The 25,761-nt window shown below is 42.5% G+C and carries 20 protein-coding genes, 1 pseudogene and 3 other annotated features; of the genes and pseudogenes, 12 read left to right on the top strand and 9 right to left on the bottom strand.

Translation table 11 applies throughout. The features are described 5' to 3' along the window. Nucleotides 1–335: 335 nt before the first annotated feature. Nucleotides 336–941 (top strand): DUF7010 family protein, encoded by a 606-nt coding sequence (locus tag FNK51_RS20885; RefSeq protein WP_141994545.1) that lies wholly within the window; start codon nucleotides 336–338, stop codon nucleotides 939–941. 44 nt (nucleotides 942–985) lie between these two features. Here the strand turns inward: FNK51_RS20885 and FNK51_RS20880 are convergent, their stop codons facing one another. Then, nucleotides 986–1,261 carry a hypothetical protein gene (locus tag FNK51_RS20880; protein WP_141994544.1) on the bottom strand — a complete coding sequence of 92 codons (276 nt, stop codon included), beginning with the start codon at nucleotides 1,259–1,261 and terminating at the stop codon, nucleotides 986–988. Between the two features lie 121 nt (nucleotides 1,262–1,382). Further along, nucleotides 1,383–1,606, top strand: a binding site (T-box leader). Nucleotides 1,607–1,636: 30 nt separating this feature from the next. Continuing rightward, nucleotides 1,637–1,860: a binding site (T-box leader), on the top strand. A 31-nt stretch (nucleotides 1,861–1,891) separates the two neighbouring features. Then, nucleotides 1,892–2,113 (top strand) — a binding site (T-box leader). Between the two features lie 59 nt (nucleotides 2,114–2,172). Between FNK51_RS20880 and thrS the strand changes: the two genes are divergently transcribed. After that, a complete protein-coding gene (gene thrS, locus FNK51_RS20875) occupies nucleotides 2,173–4,080 on the top strand; it encodes a threonine--tRNA ligase (RefSeq protein WP_483296134.1) in 1,908 nt (635 codons plus the stop codon). Between the two features lie 97 nt (nucleotides 4,081–4,177). Then, a complete protein-coding gene (locus tag FNK51_RS26710) occupies nucleotides 4,178–4,330 on the top strand; it encodes a hypothetical protein (protein ID WP_181762310.1) in 153 nt (50 codons plus the stop codon). Nucleotides 4,331–4,757: 427 nt separating this feature from the next. Here the strand turns inward: FNK51_RS26710 and FNK51_RS20870 are convergent, their stop codons facing one another. Further along, complete coding sequence (locus FNK51_RS20870; protein WP_141994542.1) at nucleotides 4,758–5,384, bottom strand: LysE family transporter; 627 nt, start codon at nucleotides 5,382–5,384, stop codon at nucleotides 4,758–4,760. Nucleotides 5,385–5,714: 330 nt separating this feature from the next. Here FNK51_RS20870 and FNK51_RS20865 point away from each other — a divergent pair, with 330 nt between their 5' ends. The 3 genes and pseudogenes from FNK51_RS20865 to FNK51_RS20855 all read left to right on the top strand — a co-directional run bounded on the left by FNK51_RS20865 (nucleotide 5,715) and on the right by FNK51_RS20855 (nucleotide 8,891). Continuing rightward, nucleotides 5,715–6,947, top strand: a complete 1,233-nt coding sequence (locus tag FNK51_RS20865) for an MFS transporter (RefSeq protein WP_260397923.1) — start codon at nucleotides 5,715–5,717, stop codon at nucleotides 6,945–6,947. 81 nt (nucleotides 6,948–7,028) lie between these two features. After that, nucleotides 7,029–7,357: pseudogene (locus FNK51_RS20860) on the top strand (LysE family transporter); the annotation flags it as partial. Between the two features lie 151 nt (nucleotides 7,358–7,508). Then, nucleotides 7,509–8,891: an amino acid permease gene (locus tag FNK51_RS20855; protein WP_098372623.1), complete on the top strand. Its 1,383-nt coding sequence runs from the start codon at nucleotides 7,509–7,511 to the stop codon at nucleotides 8,889–8,891. 46 nt (nucleotides 8,892–8,937) lie between these two features. Here FNK51_RS20855 and FNK51_RS20850 read toward each other — a convergent pair whose 3' ends face one another. Next, nucleotides 8,938–10,611, bottom strand: coding sequence for a ribonuclease J (locus FNK51_RS20850; RefSeq protein WP_141994541.1), 1,674 nt, complete (start codon nucleotides 10,609–10,611; stop codon nucleotides 8,938–8,940). 145 nt (nucleotides 10,612–10,756) lie between these two features. Further along, entirely contained in the window at nucleotides 10,757–11,656 is a 900-nt protein-coding gene (locus tag FNK51_RS20845; RefSeq protein WP_141994540.1) for a TetR/AcrR family transcriptional regulator, read from the bottom strand. Nucleotides 11,657–11,910: 254 nt separating this feature from the next. On the opposite strand from FNK51_RS20845, the gene FNK51_RS20840 reads away from it, so the two are divergent. Further along, nucleotides 11,911–13,359 carry a DHA2 family efflux MFS transporter permease subunit gene (locus tag FNK51_RS20840; protein WP_098372622.1) on the top strand — a complete coding sequence of 483 codons (1,449 nt, stop codon included), beginning with the start codon at nucleotides 11,911–11,913 and terminating at the stop codon, nucleotides 13,357–13,359. Nucleotides 13,360–13,510: 151 nt separating this feature from the next. Here FNK51_RS20840 and FNK51_RS20835 read toward each other — a convergent pair whose 3' ends face one another. Continuing rightward, nucleotides 13,511–15,514 carry a YhgE/Pip domain-containing protein gene (locus FNK51_RS20835; protein ID WP_141994539.1) on the bottom strand — a complete coding sequence of 668 codons (2,004 nt, stop codon included), beginning with the start codon at nucleotides 15,512–15,514 and terminating at the stop codon, nucleotides 13,511–13,513. Nucleotides 15,515–15,635: 121 nt separating this feature from the next. On the opposite strand from FNK51_RS20835, the gene FNK51_RS20830 reads away from it, so the two are divergent. After that, complete coding sequence (locus FNK51_RS20830; protein ID WP_141994538.1) at nucleotides 15,636–16,538, top strand: LysR family transcriptional regulator; 903 nt, start codon at nucleotides 15,636–15,638, stop codon at nucleotides 16,536–16,538. 177 nt (nucleotides 16,539–16,715) lie between these two features. Next, complete coding sequence (locus tag FNK51_RS20825; protein ID WP_141994537.1) at nucleotides 16,716–17,417, top strand: alpha/beta fold hydrolase; 702 nt, start codon at nucleotides 16,716–16,718, stop codon at nucleotides 17,415–17,417. Between the two features lie 30 nt (nucleotides 17,418–17,447). Here the strand turns inward: FNK51_RS20825 and FNK51_RS20820 are convergent, their stop codons facing one another. Beyond that, nucleotides 17,448–18,065: a TetR/AcrR family transcriptional regulator gene (locus tag FNK51_RS20820; protein ID WP_141994536.1), complete on the bottom strand. Its 618-nt coding sequence runs from the start codon at nucleotides 18,063–18,065 to the stop codon at nucleotides 17,448–17,450. A 190-nt stretch (nucleotides 18,066–18,255) separates the two neighbouring features. On the opposite strand from FNK51_RS20820, the gene FNK51_RS20815 reads away from it, so the two are divergent. Beyond that, complete coding sequence (locus FNK51_RS20815; protein ID WP_141994535.1) at nucleotides 18,256–19,014, top strand: SDR family oxidoreductase; 759 nt, start codon at nucleotides 18,256–18,258, stop codon at nucleotides 19,012–19,014. A gap of 378 nt (nucleotides 19,015–19,392) precedes the next feature. Here the strand turns inward: FNK51_RS20815 and FNK51_RS20810 are convergent, their stop codons facing one another. The 3 genes from FNK51_RS20810 to FNK51_RS20800 all read right to left on the bottom strand — a co-directional run bounded on the left by FNK51_RS20810 (nucleotide 19,393) and on the right by FNK51_RS20800 (nucleotide 23,007). Then, nucleotides 19,393–20,094, bottom strand: coding sequence for a FadR/GntR family transcriptional regulator (locus FNK51_RS20810; protein ID WP_063232459.1), 702 nt, complete (start codon nucleotides 20,092–20,094; stop codon nucleotides 19,393–19,395). Nucleotides 20,095–20,255: 161 nt separating this feature from the next. Then, entirely contained in the window at nucleotides 20,256–21,614 is a 1,359-nt protein-coding gene (gudD, locus tag FNK51_RS20805) for a glucarate dehydratase (protein ID WP_181762309.1), read from the bottom strand. Between the two features lie 31 nt (nucleotides 21,615–21,645). Next, nucleotides 21,646–23,007: an MFS transporter gene (locus FNK51_RS20800; RefSeq protein WP_141994534.1), complete on the bottom strand. Its 1,362-nt coding sequence runs from the start codon at nucleotides 23,005–23,007 to the stop codon at nucleotides 21,646–21,648. Between the two features lie 321 nt (nucleotides 23,008–23,328). On the opposite strand from FNK51_RS20800, the gene kdgD reads away from it, so the two are divergent. Beyond that, the gene (gene kdgD, locus FNK51_RS20795; RefSeq protein ID WP_141994533.1) at nucleotides 23,329–24,261 is read left to right on the top strand and encodes a 5-dehydro-4-deoxyglucarate dehydratase; all 933 of its coding nucleotides are present in this window, start codon (nucleotides 23,329–23,331) and stop codon (nucleotides 24,259–24,261) included. 17 nt (nucleotides 24,262–24,278) lie between these two features. Then, complete coding sequence (gene gucD, locus FNK51_RS20790; protein WP_141994532.1) at nucleotides 24,279–25,742, top strand: alpha-ketoglutaric semialdehyde dehydrogenase GucD; 1,464 nt, start codon at nucleotides 24,279–24,281, stop codon at nucleotides 25,740–25,742. The last annotated feature ends 19 nt before the right edge of the window (nucleotides 25,743–25,761 follow it).

Here is a 25,761-nt window from a genome sequence, read left to right as displayed (position 1 = left end):
AACCTGAGATCCCTTTGGGGACTCAGGTTTTTTTATGGACTTTAATTAGACGATATCAGACGAAAATCCAGTTATATCTCCGAAAATAGAAATATATCGACGAAAACGGCAATTATATCGTCGAAAGTAGAAATATATCGACGAAAATCCAGTTATATCTCCGAAAATAGAGATATATCGACGAAAATCCAGTTATATCGACTAAAGCGGCAATTTTCTATTAAAATTCGCATCATGGTAATTTTTTCAATAAACCATTTTTTATAACTGAATAATTGGGGAAGGTGTGCAATACTATTAATCTATGTACTTTTATTACTGTGGATGAAAGGAAAATGAGGATGAAAGAGGCTTATCGCGGTTCTGGAATTGGAGTCATTTTCATGGCGGTCTTCGGTACACTGTGGGCAGGTACTGGTATAATGGGATTGCAGGGGTGGGGGGTTCCCTATGTGGAACTCGCAGCCATATTCGTAGGAATCATAATGGTTATCGAAGGCATTTCATTAATTCATGCATCACAAAAAATGTCCAATCAAGTTTCAGAAAATGGGGCTAGGCGTCTGAAGCGTATCGGATTTTTGTTTAATATGGTCTTCATTGCAGAAGCGGTGCTGATTGGGATTGCCATTGCCGTCTGTAACTTGATCAATCAGACCGATCTTATACCGGGAGTCATCGCCATTATTGTAGGGATTCATTTTTTACCTTTGGCGTCACTTTTCCAAATCAAGGTTTACTATGCAACAGGAGTGCTTCTCTGTTTATTGGCGCTTATCACATTGCTTATTGTGCCAGATACTTTCATGTTTGGGGAGCATCAAATCCTTGCACCGTTATCATTGCTCGGCTTTGGCTGCGCGCTAATTCTTTGGTCCACTGGACTTACGCTATGGCTTAGATTAAAGAAATCAAATCGAACGATAGCCGATGAAGATTGAACCAATCAAAAAACCCGTCATGGCAAACGGGTTTTTCATTTTGATTAATTTTTCATCCAGGTCAAGAGCCTGACAATTTGAAATGGTTCATTCCAAACGAGAATGAAACTTAAAAGAAAGAATGCAGCCACAGCCAAAAATTTCGACTTTCCTTTTTCATTTTTATACATGGCCCCGAAACTGCATAACATACCAATAACTAACGCACCGAATCCCGAAATCATAAGCTGCTCGGTGGCTTTTGGTAAAGCAAGGGAACAGCAAAATGATAGTGTACCAATCACTGCAAATACGATAGACCAATTGCTTAAACGTTTCATAGAGACTCCTTTTTTACTAATTATACCAATTCGGTGTTTGCAATGAAATTAAAAAATTTGAGGTTGTCACTTATGGGAATATATTGTAATATATATAACAATATAAAAATCCATTTTCATTTTAGAAGCATTGATAAGGACATGAATCATTTTTACGGTCTTCAGAGAGGGAAGAGAAGCTGCGAACTTCCTGGCTTAGGAAAATGTTTTACCGCCTTTGAGCCATATCGGTGAACAAGAGTAACTGATATCGTCTAAGCTGCGTTACAAGCTCCAGAGCCATGAGTGTTTCTTGCTTATGGGAAATTGGGTGGAATCACGGGTATAAACGCACTCGTCCCTTACTTAGGGATGGGCGCGTTTTTTATTATTATAATTATTGCCATGATAAGGACATGAATCATTTTTACGGTCTTCAGAGAGGGAAGAGAAGCTGCGAACTTCCTGGCTTAGGAAAATGTTTTACCGCCTTTGAGCTATATCGGTGAACAAGAGTAACTGATATCGTCTAAGCTGCGTTACAAGCTCCAGAGCCATGAGTGTTTCTTGCTTATGGGAAATTGGGTGGAATCACGGGTATAAACGCACTCGTCCCTTACTTAGGGATGGGTGCGTTTTTTTATATATAAAAATATTGCCATGATAAGGACATGAATCATTTTTACGGTCTTCAGAGAGGGAAGGGCAGCTGCGAACTTCCTGGCTTAGGAAAATGTTTTACCGCCTTTGAGCTATATCGGTGAACAAAAGTAACTGATATCGTCTAAGCTGCGTTACAAGCTCCAGAGCCATGAGTGTTTCTTGCTTATGGGAAATTGGGTGGAACCACGGGTAAACGCACTCGTCCCTTACTTAGGGATGGGTGCGTTTTTTATTACTTAAAAAGGGGTGTTTATGTGATGGGTGAAAAAATGATTAAAGTTCAATTCCCGGATGGGGAGCAAAAGGAATATCCGCAAGGGATGACAGTGGAAAGTGTGGCAGGGTCCATCAGTTCAAGTTTAAGGAAAAAGGCAGTAGCAGGAAAACTGGATAAGCAACTGGTTGATCTAAGTCACAAGCTGAATGATGATGCAGAACTATCGATTTTGACTCTGGATTCGGATGAAGGATTACAAGTATTACGACATACATCGGCGCATGTTTTGGCGCAGGTAGTGAAAAGATTGTACCAAAATGTGGAATTAGGAATGGGGCCAGTCGTGGAAGATGGTTTTTACTATGATTTTAAGTTAGACCATCCTTTGAGCCCAGAAGATCTACAAGCTATTGAAAAAGAGATGGAACATATCATAAGTGAAAATCTGGAAATGAAAAGGATCGAAGTGACTTATGAAGAAGCTGTGAAGTTATTCGAGGGCAGTGGGGAGTCATTCAAGTTGGATATAGCAAAGAACATCCCTAATGGTCAAAAATTAACGCTCTATCAACAGGGGGAATTCGTCGATCTTTGCAGAGGGCCGCACCTTCCATCCACATCATTTGTAAAATCGTTCAAATTGACTCGTGTATCTGGTGCCTATTGGCGGGGAGACAATCAAAATGAAGTTCTTCAAAGGGTGTATGGCGTGGCATTCCGAAAGAAAAAGGATCTACAGGAATACTTTGAATTCCTGGAAGAAGCAGCCAAACGTGATCACCGTAAATTAGGGAAGCAGTTGGAGTTATTCATGTTTTCGGAGGAAGCCCCTGGAATGCCGTTTTATTTACCGAAAGGGCAAATCGTTAGAAATGAATTGGAGAAATTCTCGCGGGAGCTTCAGACTGAAGCTGATTACGACGAAGTTCGGACTCCTTTCATGATGAACCAGCGGTTATGGGAACAATCGGGTCACTGGGATCATTACCATGAGAATATGTACTTCACTGAGGTGGATCAAACAAAATTCGCGATGAAGCCAATGAACTGTCCGGGTCATATGCTTATTTTCAAAAACAGTCTTTATTCTTACAGGGATTTACCAATCCGGATGGCCGAATTCGGTCAAGTCCACCGTCATGAATATAGCGGTGCATTGAACGGGATGCTGCGGGTCCGTACATTTTGTCAGGATGATGCCCACATCTATGTTCGGCAGGATCAAATCGAAAGCGAAATTAAACAAGTGTTTCATATGATTGATAAGGTGTATCGCACTTTTGGATTCGAGTATTCCGTGGAGCTCTCGACGCGTCCAGAGGATTCAATGGGCGATGATTCCCTTTGGGAAGCTTCTGAAACAGCCTTGAAAAATGTTCTGGAAAGCATCGGGATACATTATCAAGTAAATGAAGGGGACGGAGCATTTTATGGACCGAAAATTGATTTTCATATTAAAGATGCATTAAAACGAAGCCACCAATGTGCAACAATCCAACTTGATTTTCAAATGCCCGACAAATTTGATCTGAATTACATCGATGAAAATAATGAAAAAGTTCGTCCGGTCGTCATTCATCGTGCCATTTTTGGATCGATCGATCGTTTTTTTGGAATTCTGATAGAACACTTTGCCGGTGCTTTTCCGGCATGGCTTGCCCCGGTGCAAGTACAGATCATCCCTGTCTCACAAGTTCATTTGAATTATTGTTTAAAGGTTCAAAAAGAACTGAAGAATCAAGGCATAAGAGTGAAAATTGATGATCGGAATGAAAAGCTGGGGTATAAAGTCAGGGAAGCACAGTTGGGAAAAATCCCATATATGCTGGTTCTTGGAGATAAAGAAGAGAAAGAAAATGAAGTGAATGTCCGGAAATACGGGGAACAAGAAGTTGAAAATGTCGCAATAGAAACGTTCATCAAGAAAATGGCCCAGCAAATAAAAGAACGCAGCATCTAACAAGAAAGCAGCCTAATCCGGAACTCACGAGTAAATGCACGAAACTCACGAGTAAATGCACGAAACTCACGAGTAAATGCGCGAAACTCACGAGTAAATGCTCCTTAGATTAGGTTTGGATAAAAAAAGACAGCCGAATAAATCGGCTGTCTTCTTTCTATCTACAAATCCATACCCAGCCAACGCCCGGAATGAACTGCTGGAAACAGTTACGACCCGGGCTGCCGTGCCCGCCGCCAGGGCAGGTTAATCCTAGGTATTGTAATCCAACTATATCTGTATGATGAACCTCATTTGGAATGCCACCTTTAAGTATCTGTACCATACCAGTAGCATTATTTCCCCATTAAAATAAAGGTGTGCAGGGTGTTACCCCAAAAAACCTCTGAAACAATGACCTTGTCGGCCTGCGTTTAAATGGCTCTGAATAGTGGTTACTGGAACCAGTGTTTGTACTGGCAGTCTGTCATCATAATAAGGCAAATTAGCATAAGAATTATCGTAATAATATGGAACAGTAAAGTATGGAACATTATAAAAGTAATAACCGTGATTATACTTTGTGTTTACCCTTTCAGGCTATGAACAATGGGGGATAAGTGTCCGGCATGGACAAAGAAGGATAATAAAATAGGCGGCCTGTTTTATCTATTTAATACGAACTCACGAGTAAATGCTTATGTAAATAAAACCTTGGCTGCTTGGATGGCAAAGTAAATGCCAATCCCTATAAGGGATATACCCGAAATGATCGAGATGCCCATTAGAATGGGTTTGGATAAAAAGCGTCTGAAGGTGCTGGCGATGATGGCCATTGCGAAATCCCAGGTTAAGAGGCCGACAAGGATACCTGAACTGTAAAAAAGTAAATGATCCATATCATATTTTGAAGCGGAGTTTGCGAGAATGGATCCATAAATCCCCAGCCAAAACAAAATGGATAAAGGATTCGAAAGGGACATGATGAATCCTGTCAGGAATGAAGAAAAAAGGGAATCTTTCGCTTTTCGTGCATTCACTTCAATCTTACCTGCACTTAGCAGACTTTCGATTCCGGTATAGGTCAGGACGAAAAATCCAAAAAGCCATAAAAATGTCTTCATGAAGGGGTTGTCCAAAAAGTGGACGACACCGAAAAAGACGAGGGCTATAAAAACAAAATCCGCTAAAATGGCACCCCAGCCAAAAATCCAGGCATGCCAAAAACCCTTCTTGATTCCTTTGTCCAATTGAGCGGCGTTTATGGGTCCGATAGGAGCCGCCAGTGATAAACCTAATAATACATAGCTGAAAAAAACACCCAATTCATCACCTCATCGTTTGATACATCTTCGCTTATTTGAATGTATTCAAACAATTGGACTTGTACCACCTTTTTAGTCCTTTTTTGAGTGGGTACGGTGAATCATAGTCTCGTTTGCTGTTCACCTAGTCGATAACAAATGTAAAAAAAAAGAGAAGAATATTTTAAAGGTCAAAAGGGGTAATTTTGGGAAAAGCGCTACTGAATAAATCCATCAAAGCTATAACATAATAATTTAAGACATCTAAAAAATGATGCAAAACATATTGATTTCACAAATGGTTACCTTTTATGCAATAAGTTGCTTTTATAATGGATGAGGAGTGTAAGTATGGAAGGTCATGAGAAGCAAAATAAAGATGTAAGCGTGTGGTGCCTGATCAGTATGGCATCAATTCCATTGGTGATGACACTTGGAAATTCAATGCTTATCCCGGTTTTGCCCATTTTCGAGGATAAGGTGGGAATATCTTCATTTCAATCAAGCATGGTAATAACAAGCTATTCCGTTGCATCCATTTTTTTAATTCCCATAGCAGGTTATTTATCAGATCGATTCGGACGGAAGATGGTGATCCTGCCAAGTCTAATCCTAGCCCTTATTGGTGGCTTGGTCGCAGGTTATGCTTCATGGAAAATGGAAAATCCCTATACATGGATCATCATCGGGAGGGTATTGCAGGGGATTGGGGCATCTGGTGCCTCGCCTATCATTTTGCCTCTGGTGGGGGATTTATACAAGGATGATGATGAAAAAACGAGTTCTTGTCTGGGTATCATAGAAACCTCGAATACATTTGGGAAAGTGCTTAGTCCAATATTGGGTTCCCTGTTTGCTGCATTTATCTGGTTTTTACCATTCTTCTCGATTTCATTCTTCAGTTTAATATCTATTGTCTTGGTCTTTTTCTTTATAAAGGTACCAAAGGAAAAGGATGATCCGAAGAAATTCAAAGAATTTTGGCATGATACGAAAAAAATATTCAAGCAGGAAGGAAAATGGTTATATACAGTTTTCCTGATTGGTGTATTTGTCATGTTGGTTTTGTTCGGCGTTCTTTTCTTTTTGTCTGATAATCTGGAAAAAATCCATGATTTGCATGGAGTCAAAAAAGGTTTAGTGATAGCGATCCCGCTATTTTTCCTTTGTGTGTCTTCTTACGTTGCAGGGAAAAAAATCAAGGGTGAATTACCAATCATGAAAAAGATCATCATGATTAGTATAATTGTCCTTTCAATCAGCCTTGTTTTTGTCGGTTTTACTAAAAACAAAGTTTTCCTTTTATTACTCGTAACGAGCTTGGTTGGCATAGCAATTGGTGCGTTATTGCCGACACTCGACGCAATCATCACTCAAAATATAAAAAAGGAACAGCGGGGGACGATAACCTCCTTCTACATGTCATCCAGGTTCATCGGAGTTGCGGCAGGCCCTCCGGTCATGTCCCTTGTCATGAAAAATCATCTCAATTTGAGCTATATCATTACTGGGATCATAGGCATAGGCATCGTCTTGATTGTTTTGAAATTCATTAGTTCAGACAAAAAAGAAGCTGCTGCATAATAGGATTCAATAGAAATTCTCCGAAAAAGCCGGGTTTTCCCACGGCTTTTTTTGTTTGTAACACACAAAAAAAATCAATACAGGAATAGAGATTCTTTAATTTCCTGTTTTTTGAACGGATTCATCATGTCAGTGACCAGTCCATTATCCATTTTATTCTGGTTGGGTATATATGGATCTGTTTTAGCTAAAACGGCTTCAAGCTATGGGACCTCCCAACTTTTCATTTATAGCGGAATGATTTTCTTGGTCTTACCTGCTGGGATTTTTTTGTGGCTGCATTAACGAATGGATTTCGCAGGTTTTTAAATGAAAAAAGCTTAATGGCCATTTAGATCATCTCTGGATTATCTTTGATCGGCTTAGGTGTTTATTTTGCATATCAAGGCATTTCTGCCATCGTATCATAATGCTTAAGCACTTCAATTCTTATTCGGGTATTTGATTTATCATTTGGTAAACTTCTTCCTTGCATAATTCATTGTGGCATTATCAACACTATGAATGATGGAAGGGGGGATTGTTATGACAACAAAAGCCAATTGCAGTTCAGCGAAAGGGATGGCTGCTCAAAATTCCAAAGCATCTGGTGAACAACAAGGCGATATGAAATGGTGGCAGCTATCATTGGTCGGTGTCGGCTGTACGATCGGGACTGGTTATTTCCTCGGTTCGACCATAGGGATTAAAACGACGGGGCCATCCATTGTATTTTCATTTGTATTGGCTGCACTAGGTACATACATCGTTTATAATCTGCTTGCTAAGATGACGGCTGCCGATCCCCAAGAGGGTTCTTTTTGTTATTATGCCAATAAAGCATTTGGACGATGGGCTGGCTTTAGCTGTGGCTGGAATTATTGGTCCTCCAATATATTGATCATGGGAAGCCAGCTTACTGCGCTTTCGCTATTATCTCAATTTTGGTTCCCGAAAGTACCTCTGTGGCTATTTGCATCCGGGTTTGCAATTGTTTCGATCGTGGTGGTATTGCTGGGGACAAAAGGGTTCGACAGAGTGGAAAACATACTTGCGATAATTAAGACGGCAGCGATCGTTATGTTTATCATTATTGCAATATGTGCGGTTTTCGGCTGGTTTGGTCTTGATGGAGGGAAACCGCCCTCATTCCCGAATAAGTTCAATGAATTATTTCCAAAAGGGCTAAAAGGGTTTTGGATATCCCTTATCTATGCCTTTTATGCGTTTGGCGGCATCGAGGTCATTGGACTGATGGCGATGCAGCTTAAAAAGAAGGAAGATGCGCCAAAGGCAGGGACGATCATGCTCTTTGTTCTTACCATCATATATGTAGTTTCATTGGGGTTAGCAGTAACTATGATTTCATTAGGAGCATTCAGTGAAAAAGAAAGCCCATTCGTTTCGGCATTGGACAGTTATCACCTGGCATTTTTCCCGCACGTTTTTAATGGTGCGATCATCATTGCCGGTTTCTCGACGATGACCGCTTCACTATTTGGTGTTACCAATCTATTGGTAACGCTCTCCGATGATGGGAATGCACCCGCATTATTCATGCAAAAGATTAAGAAATTCAAGGACCTTCCACTGCCCTCACTCGGTCTTGGAGCCTTGGGACTTTTAGGATCAATCATCACTGCCTTGCTCCTGCCAGGCAAGATTTATGAATACATTACAACATCAGCTGGAATATTACTTTTGTATAACTGGGCATTCATCATTCTCTCCTCTTTTAAAATATTGGAAAATAAGGTTTGGAGTAAGATTACGGCCGTTTTCGGACTTCTTTTAATTTTAGCCGCCGTAAGTGGCACCCTGCTAGAAAAAGAGATACGTCCAGGGTTTTTCATCAGCCTTTTATTCATCGTGATTATCGGTCTTGCCGCCGTTTTCATGAAGTTCAAGGTTTGGAATAAGAACAAGGCGATGGCCGCAAAAGCGAGTAAATCAGGGCTTGATTGAAAAAAGGAACTCGACTATACGAAGTCGAGTTCCTTTCGATTTGGCGCTAAACTTCAATGATGATCGGAAGGATCATTGGTTTTTTCTTAGTTTGAGTAAAGAGATATTGCCCAAGTTCCTTCTTTATGGTTTGCTTAATGACGTTCCACCGATATATTTTTTCATTTTGTAAGTCGTTGACCGTTTTCGTGACAAGACGGTTCACATGCCTAAGGAGGTCCTCGGAATTTTGAACATAAACAAATCCCCGGGAAATGGTATCGGGTCCTGATACTATTTTTCTTTCCGTCTTGCTTAGTGTTATGACGATCACGAGCATTCCATCTTCGGAAAGCTGCTTACGGTCCCGCAGAACGATTTCCCCAACATCACCAACGCCAACACCATCAACAAAGGTATTGCCTGCAGCCACCTTTCTCGTTTGACGGGCAACGGAGTTTTCAATATCCACCACATCGCCGTTATTGATGATGAAAGTATGGTCCTTCTCCACCCCGACAGACTCAGCTAGCAATCGATGCTGGTGCAACATCCGATACTCACCGTGAATCGGTATGAAATACTTAGGTTTCATCAGGGTAAGCATGAGCTTCAACTCTTCCTGATAGGCATGTCCGGAAACATGCATGCCCGTTACAGTCCCAGAACCGTAAATGACTTTGGCACCAAGTTGAAACAGGTTGTCGATGATACGTGAAACATCCCGTTCATTTCCGGGTATTGGAGTGGAGGCAAGAATCACTGTATCATCAGGCAATATACTCATATCCCGATAATTCGAACTGGAAAGGCGGGAAAGGGCAGCAAATGGCTCTCCTTGACTTCCAGTACATAAAACTGCGACCTTTTCAGGAGCATAATTATCCACTTCTTGTGGTTGGATAAGCATCCCATCAGGAACCTGGAGGTAGCCGCGTTCAATGGCAACGGATACGACGTTCACCATGCTTCGTCCAATCAGGGCGAGTTTCCGGTTTGTCTTCTGTGCAGCGTTCACAACTTGTTGAACGCGATTGACATTTGAAGCGAAGGTCGAAAGAATGACTTTCTGTTTTGCCTGCATGAAGGCTTCTTCAATATGGCTGCCAACCAGATGCTCCGAGGGGCTTGAGCCGGGGCGTTCAGCGTTCGTGCTTTCAGATAATAAAACCAGTACACCTTCACTCCCGATTTTGGCCATTTTATGAATATCGGGATACTGATCATTCATGGGAGTCAAGTCAAACTTAAAGTCCCCTGTATGAACGACCGTGCCTACGGGCGTATGCATGGTGACTCCAAGGCAATCGGGTATACTATGATTCGTTTTGAAAAAGTCCAGAACCATCTCCCCAAATTCCAACCTTGAATCCGAATCGATCTGGATTAATTCCGTATCAGCCAAAAGGTTATGTTCTTTTAACTTCAATTCAATCAAACCAAGTGTTAAACGTGTGGCATAAATGGGTACATTCAATTTTTTCAAGAAATAAGGGATCCCGCCAATATGATCTTCATGCCCATGAGTCACAATTAAAGCGTGGATCTTCTCCTTATTCTCCTGAAGAAAGGAAATATCGGGAATGATCAAATCGACTCCTAATAAACTTTCATCAGGAAACTTTGCACCACAATCAATAATGACGATATCGTTAGAATATTGAACCACGTACATGTTTTTACCGATTTCGTTCACTCCGCCCAGAGCCAGTATGGACAAAGCATTCTCTTTCACACTCAAGTAGATAGACCTCCCTTTATGATGATAAGGATAGTGTTTCCTTAGGTCCCTTTTATAAAACCAACTCTTTTTTTAAAAACAGGGCAATTCAAAAAGCCATAAAAAAACACCTACCGTTTTTGGTAGGTGCGTGTATCTTAACTATTCATCGGCTCAAGCAAGAATTGATGCTTTCTTCAAAAGTCTCAATGAATGCTTGGACCTGTAATGCATATCCAGTCTTCAAAGTGAGCAGCAAACTTTCTATCAAGAATTTTCGCGGCTTGTCGGACTGCATCAGCTCATCTTGGATAAAGTCGATTAATTCAATGGCTCTTGTTCGATCTTCATCGCAAGGCAAAGCTTTGTTTATCGCTTTTTTCAATTCCGTGGTGGATTGAAGCAAATCATTATGGCAAGGATCAAGGTGGTTTGTAAAGTTTGGAAACCACGTATCCATTAGTTCCGGATCAATGATCTGTTCCCCGCTTTCAGCCACTTCATTGACTAAGCGGACAATGCGGTTCATGCAATATCGGATAATTTGTATGTCCGGTGTACCGGCGGGATTGGCACGATAGCTAAAATGATTCATGTGGGTCATCATCGAATGAAAGATAATGACGCTATCTAAAAGATAGGGTTTTTTGCTTTCACCGAATATATCGATAAATCGATTATACATCCAGCGTAAGCTCAACAATAGCGTGTTATTGATGAATTGTTTTAATTCTTCATCGTTGGAAACACGGACTTCTTCAATCAGGATAAGCAATTTGCTTTGCTTGTTCACCATCAGCTGCAGTTCGAGCTGCTGGATGAAAATATCAATATCGGCGGAATCTTGACCAATCAACAGTTTTTCCCGGTCATGGCGAATCTTTGTATAGAAGGAACGGAAAATGGCTATAAATAATTCACCCTTCGAAGGGAAATAATTATAAAATGTACCTTTTGATATACCGCTGCCATCTAAAATGTCCTGGATGGACGTGGCTTGGTAGCCCTTGTCAATAAACAGCTTATGAGCCGTATCGATGACATTCTGCCTTCGATTATTCATCATATCACCTTATTTTCATTATACTGCTTGTATAAATGTAATCGTACTCTATTTTTCATCACAGCACAAACCCTTATTTAAACCAGTAAATTTTTATTGCAAAAAATGAACTGGGGGTATATTATTGATTTTGTGAGTTTGGAATATACCGCTCGTCTAATTAAATGAACCAATAGTTTGAATGGAGGAATAGATAAAAAGTGAGTACTACACAAACAAATGAAAAAAAGGGTTCGTATGGCATTTTGGCCATACTGATGGTCGGGGCGTTTATAGCGATACTGAATTCAACCCTTTTAAATATTGCACTGCCATCAATCAAAACAGACCTGGGAATCGAGACTTCCACAGTTCAATGGCTGACAACGGGCTATATGCTTGTGAACGGAATCATGATTCCGACAACAGCCTTCTTAATAAGAAAATATTCGGTACGTAATCTGTTCCTGACAGCCATGCTCCTATTCTCGATCGGGACGATCGTTGCAGGTGTAGCGCATACTTTCCCGCTATTATTGAGCGCACGTATGGTTCAGGCTGCAGGTTCTGCCATTATGATGCCGTTATTAATGAACGTGCTTTTAACTGCTTTCCCTGTTGAAAAACGGGGCTCGGCAATGGGATTATTCGGTTTAGTCATGATGTTTGCCCCTGCAATCGGGCCGACGCTTTCAGGCTGGATCATCGAACATTATGATTGGAGAATGCTATTCCACTTCATCACTCCGCTTGCTTTACTAGTGCTTCTTCTCGGCTTCTTTAAACTTAAAGACAAAAAGGAAAAAGTCGATATTAAAATCGATAAATTATCGGTCATCCTATCTAGCTTGGGCTTTGGCGGCCTGCTTTACGGATTCAGCTCTGCAGGCAGCAAAGGTTGGGATAGCCCTTGGGTATATGGAACATTGATTGTCGGTGCCATTTCCCTGATCCTTTTCATTACACGCCAGCTGAAAATGGAAACGCCAATGCTTGAATTCAAGATCTTCAAACATCCGATGTTCGCCTTATCTGCAACGATTTCAATCGTGCTTAATATGGCCATGTTCTCGGCGATGATCTTAATGCCGATGTATACACAAACGGTCCGTGGCATTTCACCATTCGATTCAGGATTATTAATGCTGCCCGGTGCACTATTGATGGCCTTCATGTCACCGATTACCGGTAAGCTCTTCGATAAATTCGGTGCCCGCATACTTGCTTCAACCGGTTTGTTTATTACTGTGGTGACGACGTATTTCTTCAGTAAATTAACAATGGATACTTCTTATACACATATTGTTATTCTTTATTCCGTCCGTTTATTCGGTTTGTCCATGGCAATGATGCCAATCATGACAAATGGATTGAACTCACTGCCAGCACGTATGAACCCGCATGGTACAGCCATGAATAACACGCTGAACCAGATTTCCGGTGCAATCGGTACGGCATTGCTTGTTACGGTCATGTCAAACCATGCCGCTTCTTCCGGTGAGGATTTAATGACCAAAGCAATGAGCAAACTAACAAGTCAGCCCACTGCTGAGATGATGGAACAAATGCAGGCCCAAATCGGGATGCAGGCGATGCTCGATGGAATTAACTTCTCCTTCTTTGTATCCACCTTCATTGCTGCTGTGGCACTGATTCTGACATTATTCATTAAGCGCGCATGGCCGGCTGAAGAAAAACCAGCTATGAAAAAAGATCAAACCGCTTAAATGAAACAATAAAAAAGCCCTATGCCACCTGAATAATTCAGGCAGCATAGGGCTTATTCTTTTAAGTTTAGCCGACTTTAATTGTTTTACCCGGTGATTTTCACTTGAATATAAAAAAAGCGCAGTGCCATTTGCACTGCGCTTTTTTAGATCAAGATGTCACTTCCTCTGAAGTTACTTTTGCATGCTGGATATGACTGGCTATCCAACCAATGATCGCTGCAAAAACGAGATAGGCAAGTAAGATCCAAATCTGCGTTCGCAAGTTTTCCCAGCCGCCTAATGAGATGACCTCTTGAAGTTCCTTTAATGAGTGGGCCATAGGTAAAAATTGACCGATTTTCGTCAATAATGACATGCCCAGTTCACCTGGGAATGTTCCGCCGCAGGTCGCCAATTGGAACACGAGAAGGGTCACGGCTGCGAATTTGCCCACCACTCCGAATACGGTCACCAACATAAGAATGAATGTCATGAAGGTAAATGAAACGATGATGCTTGATAGAATGAATACAGGGACACTGGCCACGTGTAAATGGAATCCAAGAAGGACGACTGCATCCACTAGAAGTGCCTGTATCAAGCCGATTACATATACCAGCATTAATTTATTCGTGAAATGAACGGTTCCGGTAACCTTAATATTCTGCCTGCGGCCAAGCGGCAAGATATTGGAAGCCATGATGCCGCCTACATAAAAGGCCAATGACAGAAAATAAGGAGCAATCCCGGTTCCGTAGTTAGGTACTTCAGATAAATTGGATTGTACCAATTGTACGGGTTCAGAGAACATCGAAGTTGTCGAATCGTCGTACTGAAGACTGGCCGTTTTATCGGCAGCTTCATTAAGCTTGGTGGATAATTTGCTCGAACCCGTTTCCAGTGAAGCCAGTCCGTCTTGAAGTTCCGTCGATCCACTGGCTAGCTGGCTGCTTCCGCCGGCTAGCGATTCGATTCCGGCATGTAAAGTGGAGAAACCATTTTTCCATTTAAATAATCCGTTCGCCAATTTTTCAGAACCCTCGTTTAATTGCTTGGCACCCGAGGTAGCTTGTGCCATTTTATCACCAAAAGCATTCATCCCGGTTTGAACGGTTTCTTGTCCATCAGCCACTTTGGCAGCACCTTCGCCCAATTGCTTTTGACCGGCATGTAAAGTGGTGGCTGCTTCGGATAAACCTTCTGATAGGGCAACGATTTGCTTGAAGTCTTGATCCTTTATTGCATCAGGATGACTTTTCATATAGGCATCCAATTGTTTTTTTAGAGTATCCGCTGTATCGGCAGCCTGTTCTTGCCCTTGCATCAATTTTGCATTTCCGGCTGACCAGTTCTCAACACCTTTACTTACTTCATTCATTCCATTTTCCAATGAGTCATGTGCATCAGATAGCTGTTTCATGCCTGAATGCAAGTTCTGGGAACCTGTTGATAATCCTTTCGCACCATCCGCTAAGGCCTCTTGTCCATCCAAGAGCTTGGTGCTTCCTGTTTGTAGCTTCTGGACGCCATCATTCAAATCCTGGATACCATCATTCAATTTCTCGCTGCCGCTTTTCGCATCCGCCGTTCCTTGATGAAGCGTTTCCGCACCATCCCCGGCATCCGCCAAGCCGTTAGAAACGTCCTGGAATTTCGAAAGGATGCCTTCAGAATAGACCTTCGTAATGCTTGCGTTGATTTTTGCCGTCATTTTTTCAACAGCAGTAGAGCTGATCTGTGAAGCAACGAAGTTCTTACCTGGATTGACAGTATACAAAAGTTTAGCCGTTTCCGGTTTTTTATCCATTAAAGTCGTGACATTTTCCGAAAAATCTTCCGGAATCGTGACAACCATATAATAGGTACCTTCCTTAAGACCCGTATTTGCCTCCTTTGCCGTGACAAAGTGAAAATCCAATTCTTTCTGCTTTTTCAATTGTTCAACGAAATCATCTCCAGCCTCGACTGGCTTATCGTCCATTTCCGAACCTTTATCGAGATTGACCACTGCCACAGGGAGCTGATCCAACTTCCCATAAGGGTTCCAATATCCTGCCAAGAAGAAACCTGAGTAAATCAATGGAACGACCAGAAGGAAAATCAAGGCGATTCTCCCGTGTTTATGTTTCCACATTGCTTTTATATCTTGAAATACAAGTTGTAAACCTTTCATTATTTGAGCCTGCCCTTTCTAACTAAGAGATTATTTCATCATAATGGCTTTTTTAGATACTGTATAATACATAATTGATTATGTAATAATAGATTTAAATCTATGTGAAAAGAGTGGAAAAATGGAAATATTACAGCTGCAGTACTTTCAAACCGTAGCACGGCTGGAACATATGACGAAGGCTGCGGAACAACTTCAGATTGCTCAGCCATCCCTCAGTAAAACCATATCCCGGCTTGAAGAGGATTTGGGAGTCGCACTGTTCGATAGGGAACACCGGAAAATCAAGCTCAATGCAGCCGGACGAATTTTCTTGAATCGTGTTGAACGCGCTTTTGCGGAACTGAATGAAGGGAGGCGCGAAATAGTGGAATTAACAGATCAAGACCAAAAGAACATCACCTTGGCCGTTACCATTCCCAGGGTCCTGCCTGATTTATTGGGTACATTTTTATCTCAATACCCGGACGTCCGTTTTCAACAATTCCTAAAATCCATATCATCCATGAAGCAGCTTCTAATAGAAGGAGAAATCGATTATTGCATATCATCCGTTCCGATTGAAGGCCCAGACTTAAAGTGGGAACCGCTGATCACCGAAGATATATACTTGATCGTGCCCCCCAATCACCGGCTGGCAGGCAGGGAAAGCATTACACTCCAAGAAGTGAAAGATGAACCATTCATCAGTATGAACACAGGCTTCGGGTTCCGCAGCCTCACCGACCAATTTTGCCTTGAAGCGGGATTCGTCCAGCATATCGCATTTGAAGGAGATGAACCTGCTGTCATCTCGGACCTTGTCAGGAAAGGGTTGGGAGTCGCCTTCGTATCAGAATTGACATGGCTCCATCAAACCGGGTCATTATCCCATAAAATCCGGATAACCGAACCTGCTTGTCAAAGAACAATAGGGCTCGGCTGGTCAGAAAAACGCTACTTCACCCCAGTAGCCAAGCAATTTAGGTTATTTGTCATGGATTACTTCGCTGCCGCCAACTCCGCCAGACCAAAGAATGAATAAATGTGGTGAAGGTCGAAATAATCGGATGAAGACAGGAATGAATCGCCGTTAGGACGAATTAATGGGTGAAGGTATAAAAAGTATAATTTAATTTTAGAGAACATAGTATTTTAGGAGGTTTTTCTTAAATAGATCGGGTTAAAAATGACCAATTCCAATCCTAGGAGATGAATGGAGATGGAAATACGGGTTAATCAAATTGAGTTGAATGGACACACGTTTCAATACCGGGAGAGCGGTGATGTTTCTGCACCGCCGCTTGTTGTTCTTCACGCGCTGGGTAAAAGTGCAGAGTCATGGGATCAAGTGGCTGCCGCATTAGGAGAAAATTATCGTGTATTAGCTTTAGATCAACGGGGACATGGTGGGAGTGCGAGAACTAATACATACACTTTCGAATTGATGTGCGATGATTTGCTTCAATTTGCGGATGCGCTGAATTTGGGAAGATTTTCGCTAATAGGGCATTCCATGGGGGGAACGGTTTCCTATCTTTTCTCGCAAACTTTTCCTTCGAGGATAGATAGGTTGATTGTCGAAGATACGCCTCCACCTTTCTCGGATGAACCAGTTGAGGTTCCTTCCCAACCTTCTAGCCCTCTGCCGTTTGATTGGCAGGTTGTGCCTTCGATTCTACAGCAGCTTAATGAACCCGATCCCGAATGGTGGGCACGTCTTACCGATATTATGATGCCGACGCTTGTTATAGGGGGCGGGTCGAGCCATATACCCCAAAATAAATTGCAGGAAGTTTCCGAGCTTATTCCGAATTGCGAATTGGTGACGATAGAGGATGCAGGACACTTTGTGCATGAAGATAATTTATCAGCTTACTTGGCTGCCGTAACAAGGTTTCTTTCCAAAGGGCCAGCGCATTAATGAGATAGGAGGGTTGCCGATGCAGCCCTCTTATTCCTGCTTAAATGTATGGTTTATTTTATAGACGGCATTTACCGATTTATTATTAATGATTTCCAGTAACTGTTCAGCCATATAGTCAGCGCTGTATTTAAAGCCGGTGTTGACCCATTCGATGATCATGCCTAATATCGCATATGCTTGGTAACTGGAGGCAAGTTCTGTATTGATTTTAGGGTTCGGCCGGTAATCTTCTAGGTCCTCCAATGGAAGTTTCTTTAATTCATTACAAATCCTTTCCAGTAATGTAGGCCATGCATTCGACTTTAGGATGAGGGTATAAATGTTTGCATAATTAGCTACATGTTCAAATATTTTGATCACTGAAGCCGTTAGTTCATTGATGGTGAAAGTTTCAACATTTTTATAAGGTTCCCGGTAAGATATGATCAAATCGGCAATTACATCCTCCATGACCTCTTCAAGCAGTTCCTCTTTGTACTGATAGTGTTTGTAAAATGTACCCCGATTAAGGTCGGCGCGTTCTACAATGTCAGTAATCGATATTTCCCTGAAATCCTTGTGTTGCATTAATGATATGAGAGATTCCTTCAAGGCCAGTTTGGATTTCCTGATCCTCCTATCAATCCCAGTGTTATTATTGGACATTTTCTTCACCCTTTGTTCGTTATTGCCCTTTTAATGAACATAATGAACACTTTCTGTTCATTGTTCAACATCGAGGTCATCATTTGCTGATTGTATAAGCTTATTGAAACTAATTATACTATAAAGGAAGTTAGTTAATGAACATCTGTACAATAAGTATCACTTCACTAGAATGAATGGGGGAGTTCAAATGAAATTACAAGACAAAGTTGCAGTAGTGACAGGCGCAGCATCTGGCATGGGGAAACAAATTGCTATAGATTATGCTAGAGAAGGGGCTAAAGTCGTCGTATCGGATTTAAATCTTGATGGTGCGAACGAGACAGTAGAAGAAATAAAAGCGAATGGCGGAATGGCCTTTGCCATTAAAACGAACGTAGCGGTGGAGGAAGATATTCAACATTTGATCGATACCTCGGTCAGAACGTATGGTACGGTGGATATTTTGGTGAATAACGCGGGCATCATGGATGGCATGGAACCTGCTGGAGACATTGAAGATTCTAGATGGGATCGGATTTTTGCCATTAACACGACAAGCGTCATGCGTTCGACTAGAAAGGTATTGCCAATCTTTTTAGAGAAACAAAAAGGGGTCATCATCAATATTGCTTCTGCTGGCGGTTTGTACGGTGCTCGAGCAGGCGCAGCATACACTGCCTCTAAGCACGCAGTGGTTGGGTTCACAAAAAACACGGGCTTCATGTATGCCAATAAAGGGATTCGCTGCAATGCAATAGCACCAGGCGGAGTTGAAACCAATATCGGTTCCAGCATGACGAATATCAATGAGTTCGGCATCTCTCGCCAACAATTGGGTATGGCCATCAATCCACGCAATGGCAAACCTGAGGAAATCGCTAACGTGGCTTTGTTCCTTGCTTCAGACGATTCCAGTTTTGTAAATGGTACTGTCATCACGGCAGATGCTGGTTGGAGTGCATATTAAGCAGTAAATTAAAAAGAGGATGGTCAGAACTTGGGACTGATACATGCATTCCTGCTAGTAAGCAGGGATGCATTTTTTTTGAGTGGAGCCTTGGAGGGGGATTGTGGTTAGCCAACAATTTGCAAGAGGAAGGTTTGACTTCATCGGGGAACATTTTCATTTCAATCGAAAGTGGATAAGCTGGGGCTGGATAGTTCAACTACTATCCAGTTTTTTTAAAAAAATTATGCTATCAATTGGATTTAAAAGATAAGTAGAACTCTGAAATCTTGGAAGCAAAATAGGTTCCCTGAAAAATCCACTTTCCCTATGAAATTGGATCATTGAGTGATCCATTAGTTTGCTGCGATTACTTCCATCTTCCACACAAACGATATATTAATTTGCGTGAGAATATTGAAGGACTTTCTGACGGACGTAATCAAGGTGCTTGTACATTTGACTGAATGCTTCATGTGGATCATGCGCTGCAAGTGCCGCATAGATGGCTTTATGATACTTTACAGTCAGTTCCCGTTCCCTGAATTGTATCAGGCTATTTATTTTATTATGGGTAATCAATAAGGAATCGATCATGCCTTCAATAATGGGATTGTTCGCACTTAAAGCAATGATCTTGTGGAATTCTTTATCGGCCTCTCCATAATCGTTGTCTTCACTATTGGCAATCGTGTCAATCGTAACTTGCAGTTTCTCCAACTGTTCGTCTGTGATTTTCTCGGCAGCCATTGTTACCAGTCCCAACTCCAATGCCATTCGCGCTTCGATGATCGCTGGTAAATTATCCGTAGCCAGCGCCAGCATGACAGAGAATGGATGTGTACCGATTTTATCGTTAAAAAAGGTTCCTTCACGCGTTTTCCGTGTAATGACTCCTAGTGTATCAAGTGCACTGAGTGCCTCCCGTAAAACAGGTCGGCTTACTTCAAGTTCTTTCATAAGTTCCATTTCAGGAGGCAGTTTGTCGCCCGCTTTCATTTGTCCGCTGACGAGCAGATGCACGATTTGATCCACGACTTGTTGTGAAAGAGTGTTGCGATGTACCGATTGTACGCCTAATTTCTTTGACGATTCTTCCATTGTGTAACCCCTTTTCTGTTAAATCCTATATGTATTTATACTGTAAGACTAATTATATAATATAATACACTTATTTGCATGTGAGGAAGAGAAGATCTATACCCCAAAAAAAGTAAAATGCGCCGCTCTAAAGAGAGAGACGCACGCATTGTTGGAAAAAATCATCTGACAAGGCAAGGTGATTTTGGATTGAACTCCCATCCGGAAATCAGGTATTGCATCGCCATTGAATCATCACGGGCACCAAGTCCTTTTTGTTTATAAAGCTGATGTGCCTTCTCGATTTGTTCCATATCCACTTCAATTCCAAGTCCGGGCTTGGATGGGACATCGACCATTCCGCCGACAATTTTAAAAGGTTCTTTCGTCAAACGCTGCCCATCCTGCCAAATCCAGTGGGTATCGATCGCAGTGACTTTTCCTGGTGCGGCTGCAGCAACGTGTGTAAACATGGCAAGCGAAATGTCAAAGTGATTATTCGAGTGTGATCCCCATGTCAATCCCCAGTCGTTGCACATTTGAGCGACACGGACGGAGCCTTGCATCGTCCAAAAATGCGGATCGGCAAGAGGGATGTCCACGGATTGAAGTTGAATGGAGTGCCCCATTTGCCTCCAGTCCGTTGCAATCATATTAGTAGCGGTGGGAAGGCCCGTTGCGCGCCTGAATTCCGTCATGATTTCCCGGGCGGAAAAACCATTTTCCGCTCCGCATGGATCTTCCGCATAGGCTAAAACATGATGTTGATCCCGGCAAAGTTCAATCGCATCCTTAAGCAGCCAGCCGCCATTTGGGTCAAGGGTGATCCTGGCTTCAGGGAAGCGTTCCGCAAGTGCCGTCACCGCTTCGATTTCTTCTTCCCCGCGCAAAACTCCGCCTTTCAGTTTAAAATCATTGAATCCATAGCGAGAGTGGGCGGCTTCTGCCAAGCGGACAATCGATTCAGGTGTGAGCGCTTCCTCATGACGGAGGCGAATCCAGTCATCTACCGCTTCAGGCTCGCTTAAATAACCAAGATCCGTTTTATTGCGGTCACCTACATAAAATAAGTAGCCCAGCATTTCCACCTTATCACGCTGCTGTCCTTCGCCGAGAAGGGCTGCAACTGGAACACCTAAATATTGGCCGACTAAATCTAGAAGTGCCGCTTCCAATGCTGTCACGGCATGGATGGCTATACGGAGATCGAACGTCTGAAGGCCGCGGCCTCCAGCATCCCGGTCCGCAAACTGCTTACGGATGGTATTCAGAATGTTGTTGTATGTCCCAATGGACTGGCCGACAACCAATTGTTTGGCATCCTCGAGTGTTTGGCGAATTTTTTCGCCTCCAGGAACTTCACCTACACCAGTATTACCCGCATTGTCTTTCAGAATGACAATGTTCCGTGTGAAATAAGGAGCATGGGCACCGCTCAAGTTCAGCAGCATGCCATCATGGCCTGCAACTGGAATAACGCTCATTTCTGAAATTACCGGTGTGCCGATTTTTACATTATCCTTAAGCATTTGATTGTTCATAATTCTTCCCCCTACCAGAATATTTAGTTAACTATGATTTTAACTCTACACGTTTAATTTCACCAACAAGGAATAAATAGCTGCAAATCGCGACAAGAGCATTGGCACATACGAAGACTAGCGCCCCATTAAATGATCCTGTCGTGGCAATGATGTATCCGATGATAATCGGTGTTGTAATGCCTGCAATGTTACCGAATGTATTGAAAAGCCCGCCACTGACACCGGACATTTCCTTTGGTGAGGTATCGGCCACTACCGCCCAGCCGAGTGCCCCAAATCCTTTACCGAAAAATGCTAGGGCCATAACGAATATAACCACCCATTCCGTATCTACATAGTTTGCAGCTACCAAGCTCATCGATAGAAGCATCCCAACAACAATTGGCAATTTTCGAGCGACAGTCAATGAGAATCCCTTCCGTAACAAGAAATCCGAGAATGTCCCTCCGAGAATGCCGCCAAAAAATCCACAAATGGCTGGAAGAGAAGCGACGAGTCCAACTTCAAGAATGGTCATGCCTCTTTCTTGTACAAGGTACACAGGAAACCATGTAAGGAAAAAGTACGTTAACGTCGTAATGCAATATTGTCCGAGATAAACACCTAACAGCATACGGTTTGATAAAAGCTGCTTAATATTATTCCAGTTGACGCCCTTCTTTTCCTCGTTATTTGTAGTGGTTTGATCCATATTGATCAAAGCGCCGCCTGCTTCGATATATTCAAGTTCAGCTTTGCTGATGCGCGGATGTTCCTTTGGGCCATATATCGTTTTCAGCCAGAAGAAAGCGACGATGATTCCTAAAGCGCCCATAAAGAAGAAGACGTATTCCCAACCAAATTTATACGTAATGTAACCCATGATTGGTGCAAAGAGAACGGTTGCAAAATACTGTGCTGAATTGAAAGTGGCAGCCGCGGTTCCGCGTTCATGGCTTGGAAACCAGGTAGCAACGATGCGGCTGTTGGCCGGGAAGGAAGGAGCCTCTGCCAATCCAACTAAAAAACGCAGTCCGAACAATACCATGACAGCCGTTCCGGCAGAACCGAGAAATCCGATAAATCCTTGTAAAAGCGTAAAGATAGACCATAGCGTGATACTCCAAAAGTAAACTCTTTTTGAGCCAAAACGGTCCAAAAGCCATCCACCCGGAATTTGTCCAGCTACGTAAGACCATGCAAAAGCGGAGAAAACATATCCCATCATGACTGAATCGAGACCAAGCTGACCAGACATGTCCGTACCTGCGATTGATAGCGTAGCACGATCTGCATAATTCAGAGCGGTAACCAAAAAGAGCATGAAGACAATGAACCATCGTGTCCGTGTTTTTTTCTGGGCATTTGGCAGTTTAGGAGATGCTTGAAAAACTTTTTCTTCAGCGTTCATATACTCACTTCCTTAAACGTATTTAATTATATTTTTTAGTTGATACCGCTTACAATGTTGGCCGATTCCCCCTTCGTGAAAATTCTAAATATTTAGTTTTGTCCAATGGTAAGACAAATAAAATTGTTTGTCAATGGCTTTTTTTATAAATCGTTTTTCATTTTTAGCACCTTAATTATCGTGTTTTTTTGTATATATTAGAAGCGAAATTATTGTGGGATGAGGTGATGGTTTGATTTTTCAGAAAATAAAAAAAATACGATTGACCAGACGGTATATTTGTCTTACAATAAAACAATAATACACAAGGAGGAATAGAAAATGAATAAAATTCGCAAGGCACCTAAAGGGATTCTCGGATTTCCCGTAGCACCATTTACAACGAGTAATAAGCTTGATGAACAAGCACTTGCCCGTAATATCCAATTTTTACTAGATGAGGGACTCGAGGCTATTTTCGTAGCATGTGCAGCAGCGGAATATCCATCGTTAAGTAAAGAGGAATATGAAGCGATGGTAGAGGTAGCCGTATCCGTTACGGCTGGAAAAGTCCCTGTATACACAGGGGTAGGCGGGAATATTCAAACTTCCCTGGAACTTGCCAGAATATCAGCGGATAGAGGGGCAGACGGATATTTAATATTACCTCCATATCTTGTTACTGGAGAACAGGCAGGTCTGGCGGCTTATTTCAAAGCTATCGCAGAGAGTACAGACTTAAATTCCATAGTATATCAGCGTGATAATGTTTCACTTTCAATTTCAACTTTGGAAGCGCTTGCTGAGGTCCCGCAGGTCGTCGGCGTCAAAGACGGTCTAGGCAATATGGAGTTGAATGGACTCCTTACACAAACGTTCGGAAAGCGTTTCGGCTGGTTGAACGGAATGCCGCTTGCGGAAGTTACCATGTCGGCCTACGTCCCACTTGGCTTTGACTCTTACTCATCCGCGATATCCAATTACATCCCGCACATCTCACGGAAATTCTATAATGGCATTTTGAGCGGAGATCAAGAAACGGTCAAAGAAATTTACCAACAGGTCATCATGCCAATCAACAATATTCGCCGTCAGCGAAAAGGGTATGCCGTTTCTCTCATTAAAGCAGGTATGGAGATTATGGGAATGCCGGTTGGGCAAACAGTCAGATTACCAATTCTTCCGGTGGAAAAAGAACATTATGCAGAAATGCAAACGATATTAGAGAATGCTTTAGATCGTTTTCCAAAAGAAACACCAATTCAATCAATCTAATAAGGGCGGGATTATATATGATAACTACAGTTCAAACAAAAACGTATCTTAACTATATTAATGGTGAATGGGTTACTTCCATTTCAAATGAAGTTGAAAAAAGTTTAAACCCGGCAGATAATCAGGCAATTGTCGGATTTGTACAGAAATCTGCCAAGGAAGATTTGAACCTGGCTGTGGAAGCGGCGAAAAAGGCGAAAGACAAATGGCGCAAACTAGCTGGTTCAGAGCGCGGGGAGTATCTATATAAAGTAGCGCATATTCTTGAAAAGCGGATTGATGAAATCGCAGAATGTGCAACACGGGAAATGGGTAAGACCTTTGCAGAAACAAAAGGGGAAACGGCACGCGGTATTGCGATCCTGAAATACTATGCAGGAGAAGGAATGCGTAAAGTGGGGGATGTCATTCCATCCACCGACAGTTCAGCGCTTATGTTCACGACGCGCGTCCCGCTTGGTGTAGTGGGCGTCATTACACCTTGGAATTTCCCAATCGCCATCCCGATCTGGAAGATGGCTCCTGCTCTCGTTTATGGGAATACGATTGTGGTGAAGCCAGCCACCGAGACGGCCATCACCTGTGCGAAGATCATGGAGTGTTTTGAAGAAGCAGGTTTACCGGCGGGTGTTATCAATATGGTCACAGGGCCGGGCAGTGTCATCGGGCAGGGCATCGCCGATCACGAAGATATAAACGGCATTACCTTTACCGGCTCGAACGGCGTTGGAAAAAGGATTGGACAAGCCGCGTTAGCACGCGGAGCGAAATACCAGCTTGAAATGGGCGGGAAAAACCCGGTAATCGTTGCAGCGGATGCGGATCTTAATCTGGCTGTAGAAGCAGTCATTACAGGCGCGTTTCGTTCGACGGGGCAAAAATGTACCGCGACAAGCCGTGTCATCGTTGCAGCTGAAGTTTATGAAGAGTTCAAGCAGTTGCTGGTGAAAGAAACGAAAGGCATTTCCATCGGGGATGGATTGGACAGCGGGACATGGATGGGACCATGCGCTAGCGAAAATCAATTAAAAACGGTTCTTTCCTATATCGAAAAAGGAGTCGAGGAAGGCGCTACACTTCTAACTGGCGGAAAGCGTGCTGAAGAAGGCACTCAGGCTAATGGCTTTTATGTAGAGCCTACGATTTTTGATAACTGCACGTCAGATATGACAATTGTACAGGAAGAAATTTTTGGTCCGGTGATTGCTTTATTGAAAGCTGATTCAGTTGAAGAAGCCCTGCAACTTGCGAACAGCGTCGAATATGGCCTTAGCGCTTCGATTTTTACAGCCAATATCCAACATTTGCTTTCATTTGTTAACGATATGGAAGCGGGATTGATCAGGGTCAACGCCGAGAGCGCAGGCGTTGAATTGCAGGCACCATTTGGCGGCATGAAAAACTCCAGCTCCCACTCCAGGGAACAAGGAGAAGCAGCAAAAGAGTTTTTTACATCCATTAAAACGGTGTTTGTAAAATAATATAACGTGAATGCGATCA

This window comes from Bacillus sp. B4EP4a (assembly GCF_006680105.1).
GTDB lineage: Bacteria > Bacillota > Bacilli > Bacillales > DSM-1321 > Peribacillus > Peribacillus simplex_E.
This window is presented reverse-complemented; position numbering and strand designations above follow the sequence as displayed.